Annotated in this window: 4 protein-coding genes and 1 pseudogene; 2 read left to right on the top strand and 3 right to left on the bottom strand. The window is 74.8% G+C overall.

All coding sequences use genetic code 11. From position 1 onward, the window contains the following. Positions 1 to 169: 169 nt before the first annotated feature. Positions 170 to 11,104, top strand: a pseudogene (locus ACFWPS_RS37425) (amino acid adenylation domain-containing protein); the annotation flags it as partial. A gap of 53 nt (positions 11,105 to 11,157) precedes the next feature. Further along, entirely contained in the window at positions 11,158 to 11,361 is a 204-nt protein-coding gene (locus ACFWPS_RS37420) for an MbtH family protein (protein WP_351484894.1), read from the top strand. 66 nt (positions 11,362 to 11,427) lie between these two features. On the opposite strand, the gene ACFWPS_RS37415 is transcribed toward ACFWPS_RS37420, so the two are convergent. The 3 genes from ACFWPS_RS37415 to ACFWPS_RS37405 form a co-directional block, all read right to left on the bottom strand. Further along, the gene (locus ACFWPS_RS37415) at positions 11,428 to 12,504 is read right to left on the bottom strand and encodes an iron-siderophore ABC transporter substrate-binding protein (RefSeq protein WP_383713833.1); all 1,077 of its coding nucleotides are present in this window, start codon (positions 12,502 to 12,504) and stop codon (positions 11,428 to 11,430) included. Positions 12,505 to 12,584: 80 nt separating this feature from the next. Then, positions 12,585 to 14,459 (bottom strand): ABC transporter ATP-binding protein, encoded by a 1,875-nt coding sequence (locus ACFWPS_RS37410; RefSeq protein ID WP_383713831.1) that lies wholly within the window; start codon positions 14,457 to 14,459, stop codon positions 12,585 to 12,587. Then, positions 14,456 to 16,153 carry an ABC transporter ATP-binding protein gene (locus tag ACFWPS_RS37405; protein WP_383713828.1) on the bottom strand — a complete coding sequence of 566 codons (1,698 nt, stop codon included), beginning with the start codon at positions 16,151 to 16,153 and terminating at the stop codon, positions 14,456 to 14,458. The genes ACFWPS_RS37410 and ACFWPS_RS37405 overlap by 4 nt, the downstream gene beginning before the upstream one ends. Positions 16,154 to 16,281 lie beyond the last annotated feature (128 nt).

Here is a 16,281-nt window from a genome sequence, read left to right as displayed (position 1 = left end):
AGGACTGGCTGCGCCGGGCGGTCCGCGCCGAGTCCCGCCGCACCCGCCGTACCGCCCGCCGGGAACGCCCCTATGCCATCGACCCCGCCGACCCCCCCCCCCCCCCCCCCCCCAAAACCGGAGGCCCCACCCCCCCCCCCCCCCGCGCCACGCCCCCCCCGTCGGCCCGGCCCGCCCCGCCCGGCCGCCCGTCACCCCGGTGACCGACCGGCCCGCCCGGATCCCGCTGTCCCCGGCCCAGCGCCGGCTGCTGCTGGTGGAGCAGATCACCGGCAGCGGTGTCGCCTACAATTTCCCGCTGGTCTTCCGGTTGCGCGGCGACCTCGACACCGAGGCCCTGCGCGCCGCCCTTCGGGACGTGGCCGCCCGGCACGAGGCGCTGCGCACCGTGTTCCCGGCCCACGACGGCGAGCCGTACCAGCGGATCGTCCCCGCCGAGGGCACGCACCCGGCCCTCACCGTCGCCGAAGCCACCGAGGCCGAACTGCCCGCGCTGATCGAGGCGGCCCAGCGCCGCCCCTTCGACCTCACGACCGAACTCCCGATGCGCTGCGAGGTGTTCCGGCTTGCCGACGGCGATCACGTGGTGGCCGTCGTCCTGCACCACATCACCACCGACGAGTGGTCCGACCGGCCGTTCCTCGCCGACCTCGACACCGCCTACGCGGCCCGCCGCGCGGGTGCGGCCCCGGAGTGGGCGCCGCTGCCCGTGCAGTACGCCGACTACACCCTGTGGCAGCGGGAGCTGCTCGCGACCAGTGGTGAGACCCAACTCGCCTACTGGCGGGACGCCTTGCGCGGTCTGCCCGACGAACTGACCCTGCCCGCCGACCGGCCGCGTCCCGCCGGGCCGACCGGACGCGGCGGCAAGGTCCGCCTGGAGCTGCCCGCCGCCACCGGCCTCGCCCTGCGCGACCTCACGGCGGCCACCGGCACCAGCATGTTCATGCTGTTCCAGGCAGCCACCGCCGCCTTGCTGCAGCGGCTCGGCGCGGGCGACGACATCCCCCTCGGCGCGCCCATCGCGGGCCGCACCGACGAGGCGCTCGGCGACCTGGTGGGGTTCTTCGTCAACACCCTGGTACTGCGCACCGACCTGTCCGGCGACGGGCTGACGTTCCGTGAACTCCTCGGCCGGGTCCGGGAGTCGTCGCTGTCCGCCTTCGAGTACCAGGACCTGCCCTTCGACCGGGTGGTGGAGGCCCTCAACCCGCCCCGGGTGCCCGGCCGCAACCCGCTCTTCCAGGTCATGCTCGGCTACCACCACCGGCCCGACGGCGACCCCGACGTGCTGGGCCTGCCCACCGAGTGGTCCGACGTGGACACCGGCATGGCCAAGTTCGACCTGCACTTCACCTACGTCGACGAGTCCGACCGCGTGGTCCTGCTCCTTGAGTACGCCACCGACCTCTTCGACCACCGCACGGCCGAAGCCCTGGCCGACCGCGCCGTCCGGCTCCTCGCGCACGCCGCCGCCGAACCGGACGCCCTGCTCGGGGACCTGGCCGTCCTGCACGAGGACGAGCGGACCCGCCTCCTCTCCGCCTGGAACGACACCGCCCGACCCGTCCCGGCTCTGACGCTCCCCGAGCTGTTCCGCGCCCAGGCGGCCCGCACCCCAGACGCCACCGCCCTCGTCTTCGAGGAGCAGCGGCTCACCTACGCCGAGCTGGACGCCCGGGTCGAGCACACGGCCCGGGTCCTGGCCGGGCTCGGCGCGGGCCCGGAGCGGACCGTCGCCGTCGCCCTGCCGCGCTCGGTCGACCTCGTCGTCACCCTCCTCGCCACGCACCGCGCCGGTGCCGCCTACCTGCCGCTGGACCCGGACTACCCGGCGGACCGGCTCGCCCTCATGGTCGAGGACGCCCGCCCGGTGTGCGTGATCCGCGACGCCCTGCCCACCGGCCCGGAGGGCGAGCTGCCGACGTCGTACGACCCCCGGCACCCGGCGTACGTCATCTACACCTCGGGCTCCACGGGCCGTCCCAAGGGCGTGGTCGTCCCGCACCGGGGTATCGCCAACCGTCTGCTGTGGATGCAGGACACCTACCGGCTCGACGCCGACGACCGCGTCCTGCAGAAGACGCCGTCCAGCTTCGACGTGTCGGTGTGGGAGTTCTTCTGGCCGCTGATCACCGGCGCCACCCTGGTCGTCGCCCGGCCCGAGGGCCACCGCGACCCCGCCTACCTGGCCGCGCTGATCCGCGAACAGAACGTCACCACCGTCCACTTCGTGCCGTCCATGCTCCAGCTCTTCCTGGAGGAGCCGACGGCCGCCGACTGCACCGGTCTGCGCCAGGTGATGTGCAGCGGCGAGGCCCTGCCCGTCCCGCTGGCCGCCCGGTTCCATCACGTCCTGCCGGACGCCCGCCTGCACAACCTGTACGGCCCGACCGAGGCGTCCGTCGACGTCACCGCGACCGAGATCGGCCCCGGTGCGACGAGCGTTCCCATCGGCCGCCCCGTCTGGAACACCCGCCTGTACGTCCTCGACGCCGGTCTGCGTCCGGTGCCGCCCGGCGTCCCGGGCGAGCTGTACCTGGCGGGCGTGCAACTGGCGCGCGGCTATCTGGAGCGGCCCGGTCTGACCGCCGAGCGGTTCGTCGCCGACCCGTACGGTCCGGCGGGGGCCCGCATGTACCGCACCGGTGACCTGGCCCGCTGGACGGCGGACGGCACGGTCGAGTACCTCGGCCGCACCGACGACCAGGTCAAACTGCGCGGCTTCCGGATCGAGCTCGGCGAGATCGAGGCCGTGCTCGCCGCCCACCCGGCCGTAGCGCACGCCACGGTCATCGTGCACGGCCAGACGCTCGTCGCCTATGTCGTCCCGGCCGCGCGACCGGTGGTGGACGCGACCGCCCTGCGCGCCCACGCCGCCGCCGTACTCCCCGCCCACATGGTCCCGGCCGCCTACGTCACCCTCGACGCGCTGCCGCTCACCCCGAACGGCAAGCTCGACCGCAAGGCCCTGCCCGCCCCCGAGTTCACTGCGGGCTCGGTCGACGGCACCGCGCCGCGCACCCCGCGCGAGGAGATCCTCGCCGCTCTGTTCGCCGACGTCCTGGGCCGCGAACGGGTCGGTGCCGACGACGACTTCTTCGCACTGGGCGGCCACTCGCTGCTCGCCATGCGCCTGGTAAGCCGCGCCCGCACCGCACTCGGCGCCGACCTGACGGTCCGCTCCGTCTTCGAGGCGCCCACGGTGGCCCGGCTCGCCGCCCTCACCGCCACGCCCGGCGGCGAGGCCCGGCCCGCGCTCACCACCCCGCGCCCGCGCCCCGAACTGCTGCCGCTGTCCTCCGCGCAGCGCAGGCTGTGGCTGCTCGCGCAGGTCGACAGCGCGAGCACGGCGTACAACATCCCCTCGGCCTGGCGGCTGACCGGCCCCCTCGACCGCGACGCCCTCCAGGCCGCCCTCGACGACCTGGCCGCCCGCCACACCCCCCTGCGCACCGTCTTCCCGGCGGTCGACGGGATCCCGCACCAGCAGATCCTGGAGGACGTCCATGTCCCCCTGCAGACAGCGCCGTTCGAGGAGCTGACGGAACGGGCCGGGCACGTCTTCGACCTGGAGCGCGAACTCCCCATCCGCACCACCCTGTTCGAGACCGGCCCCGGCGAGCATGTGCTGCTCCTCCTGCTCCACCACATCGCCACCGACGAGTGGTCCGACCGCCCGCTGCTCGCCGACCTCGCCACCGCCTACGCGGCGCGCACCGCCGGACGCACCCCCGACCGGGCTCCGCTGCCCGCGAGTTACGCGGACTACACGCTCTGGCAGCGCGACCTGCTGGCCGCGACCGAGACGGAGCTGCTCGCCCACTGGACCGACACCCTCCGCGGGCTGCCCGCCGAGCTGAACCTGCCCGTCGACCGGCCGCGCCCCGCCGAGCCCACCGGGCGCGGCGGCACCACCGGCTTCACCCTCCCGCCCGCCCTGGCCGACGCCCTGCGCGGCCTGGCCCGCGCCCACGGCGTCAGCATGTTCATGGTGGCCCAGGCCGCGGTGGCCGCCCTGCTGCACCGGCTCGGCGCGGGCGACGACATCCCGCTCGGCGCCCCGGTGTCCGGGCGGACCGACGAGGCCCTCGAAGACCTGGTCGGGTTCTTCGTCAACTCCCTGGTCCTGCGCACCGACCTGACCGGCGACCCCACCTTCGCCGAGCTGCTCGCCCGGGTCCGGGACACCGACCTGGCCGCCTACGAGCACCAGGACCTGCCCTTCGAACGGCTGGTGGAGGCCCTCAATCCCGAACGCTCCCTGGCCCGGCACCCGTTGTTCCAGGTGATGGTCGTCCACCTCGCGGGGCAGGGCGAGGGACCCGTGCTGCCCGGTCTCACGGCCCGCCGCGAGACCGTCGGGCAGGACAGCGCCAAGTTCGACCTCGGCTTCGACTTCGTCGAGCAGGGCGAGCGCATCGACGGCTGGATCGAGTACAGCGCCGACCTCTTCGACGAGCGGACCGCCGAACTCCTCGCCCGCCGCCTGGAGTCCCTGCTGGCCCAGGTCGCCGCCGACCCCGGCCGCCGCGTCGGCACCCTCGACGTGCTGCACGAGGACGAGCGCGCCCGCGTCCTCACCGCCTGGAACGACACCGCCAGGACCGTCCCGGACCTCACGCTCCCCGAGCTGTTCCGCGCCCAGGCGGCCCGCACGCCCGCCGCCACGGCCGTCGTCTTCGAGGACACCTCGCTCACCTACGCCGAACTCGACCGGCGCGTCGAGCGGCTCGCCCACACCCTGGCCGCGCACGGCGCCCGCGCCGAGACGACCGTCGCCGTCGCCCTGCCGCGCTCCGTCGCCCTCGTGGTGACCCTGCTCGCCGTGCACCGCGCGGGCGCCGCCTACCTGCCCCTCGACCCCGGCTACCCGGCCGAGCGGCTGGCATACACGCTCACCGACGCCCGCCCGGCCTGCCTGGTCACGGGGGAGGGCGTGGCCGTTCCGGACACCGGCGCGCCCCGCCTCACGGTGGCCGCCGACGGCACCCCGGACCACCCGGCCGACGCCCCGCTGCCCACCTCCGACGACCCCCGCCACCCCGCGTACGTCATCTACACCTCGGGCTCCACGGGCCGTCCCAAGGGCGTGGTCGTCCCGCACCGGGGTATCGCCAACCGTCTGCTGTGGATGCAGGACACCTACCGGCTCGACGCCGACGACCGCGTGCTGCAGAAGACGCCGTCCAGCTTCGACGTGTCGGTGTGGGAGTTCTTCTGGCCGCTGATCACCGGCGCCACGCTGGTCGTCGCCCGGCCCGAGGGCCACCAGGACCCGGCCTACCTGGCCGACCTGATCCGGCGTGAGCGCATCACCACGGCCCACTTCGTGCCGTCGATGCTGCGCGCCTTCCTCGACGAGCCGGCTGCCGCCGACTGCACCGGTCTCCGTCAGGTGATGTGCAGCGGCGAGGCCCTGCCCGTCCCGCTGGCCGCCCGGTTCCATCACGTCCTGCCGGACAGCCGCCTGCACAACCTGTACGGCCCGACCGAGGCGTCCGTCGACGTCACCGCGACCGAGATCGGCCCGGATGCGACGGGCGTTCCCATCGGCCGCCCGGTGTGGAACACCCGCACCTACGTCCTCGACGCCGGTCTGTGTCCGGTGCCGCCCGGTGTCGCGGGGGAGCTGTACCTGGCGGGCGTGCAGCTGGCGCGCGGTTATCTCGGTCGCCCCGGTCTGACCGCCGAGCGGTTCGTCGCCGACCCGTACGGTCCGGCGGGGGCCCGCATGTACCGCACCGGCGACCTGGCCCGCTGGACGGCCGACGGCGAGCTGGAGTACCTCGGCCGCACCGACGACCAGGTCAAACTGCGCGGCTTCCGGATCGAGCTCGGCGAGATCGAGGCCGTGCTAGCCGCCCACCCGGCCGTCGCGCACGCCACCGTCGTGGTTCGAGACGACCGGCTCGTGGCGTACGTCGTCCCGGTCCCCGACGCTCCGGTCCCCGACGTCCCCGTCCCCGACGCCGCCGTCCCGGCCTCCGGTGTTCCAGGGCGCGCGACGGCCGACCCCGCCGTCCTGCGCGCCCACGCTGCGGCCGCCCTCCCCGACTACATGGTCCCGGCCGCAGTGGTCATCCTCGACGCCCTCCCGCTCACCCCGAACGGCAAGCTCGACCGCCGTGCCCTGCCCGCCCCGGACTTCGCCGCAGAGGTGACCGACACCCGGCCGCGGACCCCGCTGGAGGAGACCCTGGGCGCCCTCGTCGCCGAGGTGCTCGGCCTCGAACGGGTCGGTGTCGAGGACGACTTCTTCGCTCTCGGCGGGGACAGCATCGTCGCCATGCAACTGGTCGCCCGGGCCCGCGCCGCCGGGCTGGCGTTCAGCCCGCGCGACGTGTTCCGGCACAAGTCGGTGGCGGGGCTGGCCGCGGTGGCGACCACGGCCCTGGCCGAGCGGGACGACACCGCCGTCCTGCTCGACCTCACCGACGCCGAACGCGCCGAGGTCGCCGCCCTGCCCGCCGGCACCGACGTGCTGCCCCTCTCCCCGCTCCAGGCCGGACTGCTCTTCCACGCGGCCCTGGACTCCGGCGACGACGGCCCGGACGTCTACACCGTCCAGCTCTCCTACGACCTCGAAGGCCCCGTCGACGCCGACCGGCTGCGGGCCGCCGCGCAGGACCTGCTCGACGCCCACGAGAACCTGCGCAGCGGCTTCCGGTACCTGTCCTCCGGGCGCCCGGTGGCCGTCGTGCCGCGCACCGCCGTGCTGCCCTGGCGGCAGCTCGACCTCACCGGCGGGACCGCCGACTCCGGCGACGAGGCGGCCTGGACCCGGCTGCTCGGACAGGAGCGGCGCCGCTTCGACCCCGAACACCCGCCGCTGCTACGCCTGTTGCTGGCCCGCACCGGCCCGGACCGGCACCGCCTCGTGCTCTCGCACCAGCACCTGCTCCTCGACGGCTGGTCGCTGCCGCTGCTCACCGCCGAGCTGTGGGCGCGTTACGAGGGCCGTACCCCGCCCCCGCCCGCCCCTTACCGCGCCCACCTGCGGCTGCTGGCCGCCCAGGACCCGGCCGCCGCCTCCGCAGCCTGGACCGAGGCGCTCACCGGCCTCGCCGAACCCACCCGGCTCGCGCCCGCCGACCCCGACCGGGCCGCCGCCGTCCCGCACACCCACACCGTGGAGCTGGACGCCGGCCGCACCGCGGAGCTGGAGGCGTTCGCCCGGCGCTCGGGCGTCACCGTCAACACCCTGGTGCAGGCGGCCTGGGGCGTGCTCCTCGGCAGGCTCACCGGACGCGACGACGTGGTGTTCGGCGCCACCGTCGCGGGCCGCTCGCCCGAACTCGCCGGATCCGAGGCGATGATCGGCCTGTTCATCAACACGATCCCGGTCCGGGTGCGGATCCGCCCCGAGGAGAGCACGGCGGCCCTCCTTGAGCGGCTCCAGGACGAGCAGTCCCGGCTCATCGCCCACCAGCACCTCGGCCTCGCCGACATCCAGCGCGCCGCCGGACTCGGCGAACTCTTCGACACGCTCATGGTGTTCGAGTCGTACCCGGTGGCGGAGCCCGACCAGGACACGGGTGACGCGCCGCGCGCCACGGTCAGCGAGCACGCGGACTCCACCCACTACCCGCTGGCCTGGGCGGTCGAGCCCGCCGAACGGCTGCGGGTGACCGCCGAGTTCCGCCCCGACCTGTTCGAGGCGGCCACCGTACGGCGGATCACGGACGCCCTGACCGGCCTGCTGACCGGCATGGCCGCCGACCCGGAGCGTCCCGTCGGCCGACTGGACCTGCTCGGCTCCGCCGACCGGTACACCGTCCTGGAGACCTGGAACGAGACCGCCCTCCCGGCCGCCGAACGCCTCGGCACGATACCGGCGCTGTTCGCCGCCCAGGCCGCCGCCACCCCGGACGCGGTCGCCGTCACCGACGGCCGTACCACCTGGACCTTCGCCGAACTCGACGTCCGCAGCACCGAGTTGGCGCGCATCCTGGCCGGGCACGGCGCCGGGCCCGAGCGGATCCTGGCCCTCGCCCTGCCCAGGACCGCCGACCACATCGCCGCGATCCTCGCCGTCATGAAGGCGGGCGCCGCCTATCTGCCCCTCGACCCCGACCTGCCCGCGGCCCGCCTCACCGGCATGCTCGCCGACGCCCGCCCGGTGCTCGTCCTGGCCACCGCCGAGACCGCTGCGGGCCTGCCCGCCACCGACACCCCCGTCCTCCTCCTCGACGCCCCGGAAGACGGCCTCCCGGACGGCCTCCCGGAAGGCCTTCCGCAGGCCGAACCCACCGCCCCCGGCCCCGACCACCCCGCCTACGTCATCTACACCTCCGGCTCCACCGGCCGCCCCAAGGGCGTCGTCGTCACCCAGCGCGGAGTCGCCAACCTCTTCCACAGCCACCGCCACGACCTGCACGACCTCGCCAAGGAGCGCACCGGGCGGCGCCACCTGCGGGTCGGGCACGCCTGGTCGTTCTCCTTCGACGCCTCCTGGCAGCCGCAGCTCTGGCTCCTCGACGGCCACGCCCTGCACATCGCCGACGACGACACCCGCCGCGACCCCGACCTCCTCGCCGCCTTCATCCGCGACCGGGGCATCGACTTCATCGAGGTCACCCCGTCCCTGCTCGCGCGGATGGCCGACAGCGGCCTGATCGGGCCCGGCGGCGACTGCCCGCTCGCGATGGTCGGCTTCGGCGGCGAGGCCGTACCCGAGTCGCTGTGGAACCGGCTCGCCGCGCTTCCCGACACCGAGGCGGTCAACCTGTACGGCCCCACCGAGGCCACCGTCGACGCCCTCGTCGGCCGGGTGGGCGACAGCGCCCGCCCGGTCGTCGGCCGCCCCGTCCACCACTCCCGCGCCTACGTCCTCGACACCGCCCTGCGCCCGGTCCCGCCCGGCGTCACCGGCGAGCTGTACCTGTCCGGACCGGGCCTGGCCCGCGGCTACCTCGGCCGGCCCGACCTCACCGCCGAACGCTTCGTCGCCGACCCCTTCGGGCTGCCGGGTGCCCGGATGTACCGCACCGGCGACCTGGCCCGCTGGACCGAGGACGGTCTCCTGGAGTTCGCCGGACGCACCGACGACCAGGTGAAGATCCGCGGCTACCGGGTCGAACTCGCTGAGATCGAGGCCGCGTTGGACACCCACCCGGCGGTCGCGCGGAGCGTCGTCGTGACCCGCGAACACCGGCCCGGAGTACGGCAGTTGATCGCCTACGTGGTCTCGGACGGCGCTGACGGCACTGACGGCACTGACGGCGCGGAGTTGCGTGCGCACGCCGCCGCCCGACTGCCCGACTACATGGTCCCGGCCGCCGTGGTCGTCCTGGAGCGGCTGCCGCTGCTCTCCAACGGCAAGCTCGACCGGGCCGCCCTGCCCGCCCCGGACTTCACCGCGGCGGGCGGCGGCCGGGCCCCGGAGAACGACACCGAGCGCGCCCTGCGTGACCTGTTCGCGGACGCCCTCGGCCTGCCCGCCGAGGCGATCGGCACGGACGACGACTTCTTCGCCTTCGGCGGGGACAGCATCGTCGCGATGCAACTCGTCGCCCGCGCCCGCTCCGGCGGCCTGCGGGTCACCCCCCGTCAGATCCTCCAGCACCGCACGGTCGCCGCCCTGGCCGCCGTCGCCGTCCCGCTGGGTGCGGGCGACCGGCGGGCCGCGCACGACGACGGCACCGGCACCGTCCCGCTCACCCCGATCATGCGCGCCCTGCTCGACCGCGGCGGCCCCGTCGCCGCCTACCACCAGGCGGCCCTGCTGCGCACCCCGGCGGACCTCACCGAACCCGGCCTGCTGGCCGTGCTCGGGGCGCTCGCCGCACGGCACGACATGCTCCGGGCCCGGCTCGTCCGCACCCCGGAGGCCGCGCTGTCGGTGCCGGCGGCGGCCGACACCGACGTACGGACCTGGCTCGCCCGGGTCGACATACGCGAGGCCGTAACGTCCGACGCCCTCACGTCCGACGTCCTCACGTCCGAGACGGTCCCCTCCGAGGCCGCCCCGGACGAGGCCGCGCTGCGGGACGCCGTCGCCCGCCACGCGCCGACGGCCCTGGCGGAGCTCGACCCCGAGGCCGGCGCGATGGTGCGGGCGGTCTGGTTCGACGCCGGACCGGGCCACCCCGGGCGGTTGCTGCTCCTCGTCCACCACCTGGTGGTCGACGGCGTCTCCTGGCGCGTGCTGCTGCCCGACCTGGCCACCGCCTGGGCGGCCGTCCGCGACGGCCGTATCCCCGAACTGGCGCCGGTGGAGCTGTCGTTCGCCCGCTGGTCGCGGCTGCTCGGCGCCCGGTCGTGCGAACCGGCCGTCGAGGACCAGCTGCCCTGGTGGACCTCCGCCCTCGCCGCGGGCGCCGGCCTGCCCCTGGCCCGTCCGCTCGACCCGGCCCGGGACACGGTCGCCACCACCCGCTACCTGTCCCTCTCCCTGCCGGCCGCCGTCACCGGCCCCCTGCTCAGCCGGGTCCCCGCCGCCTTCGGGGCGAGCGTCAACGACGTCCTGCTCACCGCGTTCGCCCTGGCCGTCGGCGACTGGCGGGCCCGGACCCTGGGCGCGGCGAGCACCGGAGGCCCGGTCCTGGTCGACCTGGAGGGCCACGGCCGCGAGGAGGAACTCGCGGGCGACGCCGACCTGTCCCGCACGGTCGGCTGGTTCACCAGCGTCGTACCGGTACGGCTCGACCCCGGTGAGTCCGGCCCGGAGGCCCTGAGCGGCGGACCCGCCCTTGACGCGGCCGTGGCCCGGATCCGCGACCACCTCACCGCCCTGCCGGCGGCCGGCGTCGGCCACGGCCTGCTGCGCCGGCTCAACCCCGTGACCGGTCCGCTCCTTGCCGAACTCGCCGAACCGCAGATCGAGTTCAACTACATGGGCCGCTTCGACCGCCCCGCGGCCGCCGACTGGTCCTACGCCGCCGAGGAGGACGCCGCCGACCTCGACGCCGACGCCGGCATGCCGATGTCCCACGCGCTCACCCTCAACGCCCTCACCGAGGACCGCCCCGAGGGACCGGAACTCAGCGCCCACTGGGCGTACGCGGCCGGGCTCCTCACCGAGGACGCGGTACGGGAGCTGGCCGAGACCTGGTTCCGGGCGCTGGAGGCGGTGGTGCGCCGCGCCGACGAACTGACGTGACCCCACAACGCTGTGCCGACCTCATCAGACCGGAAAGGCAAGGAACCGCAGACATGAGCAACCCGTTCGAGAACCCCGAGGGTGTCTACTCCGTCCTCGTCAACGACGAGGGCCAGTACAGCCTGTGGCCCGACTTCGTGGACGTACCGGCCGGCTGGACCGTCGTCCACGGCCCGGCGGCCCGCCAGGAGTGCCTGGACCACATCGAGACGCACTGGACGGACATGCGGCCCAAGAGCCTGGTCGACGGCTCCTGACAGACGCAAAGAGAAAAGGGGGGTGGCCCGGTGCCGAACCGGACCACCCCCTCCTCCTTCGCACGCTCACGACGCCGGCTGCGCCACCTTCGTCGCCGTCCTGCCGTCCACCGCCGCCGCCAGCTGCGGCACCAGGCGGTCCAGGACGTAGGGGATGCTCAGCACGGTCGACAGGGACACCGCGTTGCCGTAGTCGCTGGTCTCCTTGATGTAGACCTCACGGCCCTGCTTCACCACGCTCAGATCGCCGTAGACCGGGTCACTGTGCAGCTTGGTGACCGACGTGGTGGTGTCCGGAGCGATCCACACGGCCACGTCCTGGTCGAGCAGGTCGTAGCGCTCCTTGCTGATCTGGGCGCCGAACTGGTCCCCGATCACCTTGTCGAGGTCCTTGGGCAGCGCGAAGCCGAGGTCGGACAGGAGCCGGGAGCGCGGGTCCTGGCTGCCGTAGACGAACACGCCCTGGTACGGGGTCGCCATGACCGCCGTGGCCTTGGCGAACGCGGGGTTGGCCTTCTCGGCCGCCGAGAACTTGTCCTCGACGCCCGCGACCAGCGTCCTGGCCTCGTCCGCCTTGCCGAGCGCCTGCCCGATCTCCTCGGTCTGCTGCTGCCACGGCACGCCGTAGTCGTTGTACTGCTTCGGCTGCGCCACGACCGGCGCGAACTTCGACAGGCTCTCGTACTGGGCCTTGGTCAGCCCCGAGTACACGGCGAGGATCAGGTCCGGCTTGAGCGCGGCGATCTTCTCCACCTGGGGGCCGGTGCCGGTGTCCTTGAGCACGGTGGGCGCGGGCGAACTACCCAGCTTGTCCTGGGCCCACGGGCCGATCGCGCCCTTGTAACCGCCCAGCCACTCGGTCGTGCCGACCGGGACCTTGCCGAGGGCCAGGACCGCGTCCTGGTCGGTGAGGCCGACCGTCACGATCCGCTCGGGTTCGGACTTGATGGTCGTACTGCCGAACTTGTGGGCGATCGTCACGGGGAACGCGCCGGCGGACGCGGACGAGGACGAGTCCTTCGCCGCGGACGAGCCGGAGCCGTCGTCGGAGTCGGTGGTGCCGCAGGCGACCGCCGTCGCCGTGAGCAGGAGTACGGAGGCGAGCAGGCCGGTGAGCCTGGACACTCTGGTGGCGCGGGGCATCGGCTGATCCTTCTGGTCTTGGCCGTTCTCGGCTGTTCTCGGCGATGGGTCCGGCGGGGGGCGGCTTGGATCGAGGGGGGTCAGCGGGGGGCGTCGGCGGTGGCGGGTTCGTCGGGGGAGCGGTGGTCCGACCAGGCCTGCCACAGGGCGGCGTACCGGCCCCGGGCGGCGAGGAGTTCGCCGTGGCTGCCCTCCTCCACCACCCGGCCGTCGCTCAGCACGACCACCCGGTCGGCCGCGGCGGCCTGGCTGAGGCGGTGCGCCACGACCAGCGCGGTACGGCCCCGCAGCGCCTGCTCGGCGGCCTCGTCGAGCAGCCGGGCACCGGAGCTGCCCGCCTCGGCGGTCGCCTCGTCGAGCACGACCACCGGCGGATCGGCCAGCAGCAGCCGGGCCAGGGCGAGTTGCTGGGCCTGGTCGGCGGTGAGCCGGTGCCCGCCGTCGCCGACGACCGTGTCCAGCGCCTCCGGCAGCGCCTCGGCCCAGCCGAGGGCGCCCACCGTGGCCAGCGCGTCCCGCAGCTCCTCGGCGCTCGCGCCCGGGCGGGCGAGGCGCAGGTCGTCGGCGAGCGGGCCGGCGAAGACGTGCACCTCCTGGGTGACGAGCCCCACCAGACGGCCGGAGCCGTCCGGTTCGGCGCCGCCGACGTCTATGCGACCGGCCCCGGGGCGATGCAGTCCCGCCACCAGCCGCGCCAGAGTCGTCTTGCCCGCGCCCGTGGTGCCGACCAGCGCGACCCGCTCCTTGGGCCGTACCTCCAGGTCGACGCCGTGCAGCACCGGACGGCCGGGCACATAGGCGTGCGAGACCCCGGTGAGCGTCACGGCCGGATCACCCGCCACACCGGTCGTACGACCGTCTGTACGACTGCCTGTACGGCCGTCCGTGCGCTCGTCGGCCGCGGGCGCCGGCTCGTCGACGACCCCGACCAGGCGGGCCAGCCCCGCCGTCGCCGACTGCGCGTCGTCGAGGAGCACCAGCGCGGTGTTGACCGGCCCGAAGAGGCTGTGGAAGTAGAGCGCGGCGGCCGTCGCCGTACCGACCGAGGCGGAGCCGGACCGGACCAGCAGGAACCCGGTGACCAGCACGGCGGCGAGGCCCACGTACTCGGCGACGTGCAGCCTGCTGTAGAAGCGCAGCACCAGCCGCACCCCGCGCATCGTCAGCTCCACCGCCGCCCGCGAGCGCTCGGTGACCCGGCGGGTGTGGTCGTCCTGCAGCCGGTACGCCCGTACCGTCCGCGCCCCGCCGATGGTGTCCAGCAACTGCTGCTGCTGGGCCCCGGTGGCGATCCGCTCCCTCGCGTACAGGGGCACGGCGTTGCGCACGTACCAGCGGGCGGTGTGCGCCTGCACGGGCACCGCGAGCAGCGCGGCCAGCAGGAACCGCCAGTCCAGCAGGGCGAGGGCGGCCAGGGTCAGCACGATCGAAAGGCCGGAGCGGGCGAGTTCGGGCAGGGCGGTGCGGACCGCGTCGGCGACCCGGGAGACGTCCCGGGTGACCCGGGCGTTGAGGTCACCGGAGCCGGCCCGCTCCAGCCGCTCCAGCGGCAGCGACAGGGCGCGTTCCACGAACAGTTCGCGCAGCCGGGCGAGCGCGGTCTCGCCGAGCCGGGACACCAGGGACATGCCCAGCGCGGTGGTGAGGCCCTGCACCACGGCGACCCCGGCGAGCGCGAGGACGGGCCAGGTGAGCGCGTCGGGGGAGCGGTGCCCGGTGACCACGTCCACGATGTGCCCGAGCAGCGGCTGGGTGAGCAGTCCGACAGCCGTGGCGACCGTCAGGGTGCCGAAGCCGGCGGCCGCCAGCTTCCGGTCGGGGCGCAGGAGTTCGCGTACGGCCGCGCGGGTGCGGGCGGGTGTGGCGGTGGGCAGCAGGTCGCTTTCGGCGCTGTCGGGGCCCGCGTTGCTGCCCGGGCTCGCTGTGCTGTCGGGCCCTGCGATGACGTCCGTCATGCCAGTACCGCCGTCCGGTAGGTCTCATGGGTCCGGGCGAGCTCCGCGTGGGTGCCCTCGGCGCCGACCCGGCCGCAGTCCAGCAGCACCACCCGGTCGGTGACGGACAGCAGCGCCGGGCTGTTGGTCACCACCACCGTCGTACGGCCCTGCCTGAACTCCCTGAGCCCCTCGGCGATCCGGGCCTCGGTGACCGCGTCCACGGCGGTCGTCGGATCGTGCACGACCAGGACGGGGGGTCCGGCCCGCAGGGCCCGCGCCAGCAGGACCCGCTGCCGCTGCCCGCCGGACAGGGAGCGCCCGCCCTCGCCCACCCCGGTGGCCGCGCCCTGCGGCAGCGAGCGGACCACCTCGTCGGCGTCGGCGGCGGCCAGCGCGCGTGCCGTCAGTGCGTCGTCGGCCGCGTCCGCGGGGACCACGTTCTCCGCGAGGGATCCGTCGAAGAGCGCGGCGTCGTGCGCGGCGACCAGCACCGCGGCCCGCAGCCGGGCCGGGTCCAGCCGGGTCAGCGGCACGCCGTCCAGCTCGACCGAGCCCGCCTCCGGGTCGGCCTCCCGGCCCAGACAGCTCAACAGGGCCTCGGCGCAGGCCGGATCCGTCACCGCGATCCCGGTCAGCCGCCCGGCCGGCACGTCGAGGTCCACACCGTCCAGGCCGCCGAGTCGTACCCCGCGCAGCCGCAACTCCCCGCGCACCGCGTCCGGAACCGGTTCGTCCCCGCCCGTCACGGCGGACCCGGCGGAGAGCACCTGGGCGATCCGGGCGGCGGAGGCACGGCCCTGCGCCAGTTCGGCGTTGACCCAGGCGAACGTCTCCAACGGCCCGAGGAGGAACAGCGCCAGGCCGACGGCGGAGACCAACTGGCCGAGCGTGAGGGAGCCGTCGAGGGCCAGCCGGCCGCCCACCCAGGCGATCAGCGCGATGAACCCGCCGGTGAGCGCCAGCACGAGCCCGGTCTGCCACGACTCGGCCCGCGCCGCCCGCAGGGTGGCCGCGAGGGAGACCTGGCTGGTACGGCGGTAACGCTCGACCGCGGCCCGCTGCGCGCCGAGCCCCTTCAGCACCCGCAGCCCGGCCACCAGATCGGCCGCGACCCCGGCGGCGCCCGCGGCCCGGTCCTGCTCGGCCTCGCTGCGCCGCTCCAGGGGCTTGCTGAGCAGATGCCCGAGCCACAGCAGCACGGGAGTGCCCAGCAGCACGATCAGACCGAGCGGCACGGAGGTCAGCAGCAGCGCCACGGCGCTCACCGTGATGCCGGCGACCGCCCAGATCCCGCTCATCAGCGCCATGTTGACCGCTCCGACGCGCTTGGCGTCCTCGGTGGCGACGTTGGCCAGCTCACCGGAGAGCCGGTCCGCCTCGGCCCCGCCCCGCGGATCGAGCACCCGGCGCACGACCGCCAGCCGGAGCTCGTGGGCGGCCTCCTCGGCGCCGCGCTCCCCGGCCCGCGCGCCCAGCCGGAAACTCCACGACAGGCACACGTACAGGACGGCCAGCACGGCCAGCCACAGCACCAGACGCCCGGCGTCCCGCCCGGCCACGGCCTGGTCGACGACGACACCGATGAGCACCGGGACCAGAGCCTCTCCGAGCTGGTGCACACAGCCGAGCGCCGCGCCGAGAGCGACCCGCCGCCTCTGTCCTTTGACCGAGCTCGCCAGGACGTCCCGCCCCGACAGTTCCCCTGATCCCACCGGCCACCCTCCGGAAGCGGTCAACTTAGGCAAGGCTACTCTAAGTAAATGTGGTGACGTCAATCCCCGTATCCCCACCACGCCTTGCCGTCACCGGCCCCCGCGGGCCTTACTCGCGGCGCCTACGA

The organism is Streptomyces sp. NPDC058457, assembly GCF_042720695.1.
GTDB lineage: Bacteria > Actinomycetota > Actinomycetes > Streptomycetales > Streptomycetaceae > Streptomyces.
Note: the sequence above shows the minus strand (reverse complement) of the source record. Positions and strands in the feature narration are given on the sequence as shown.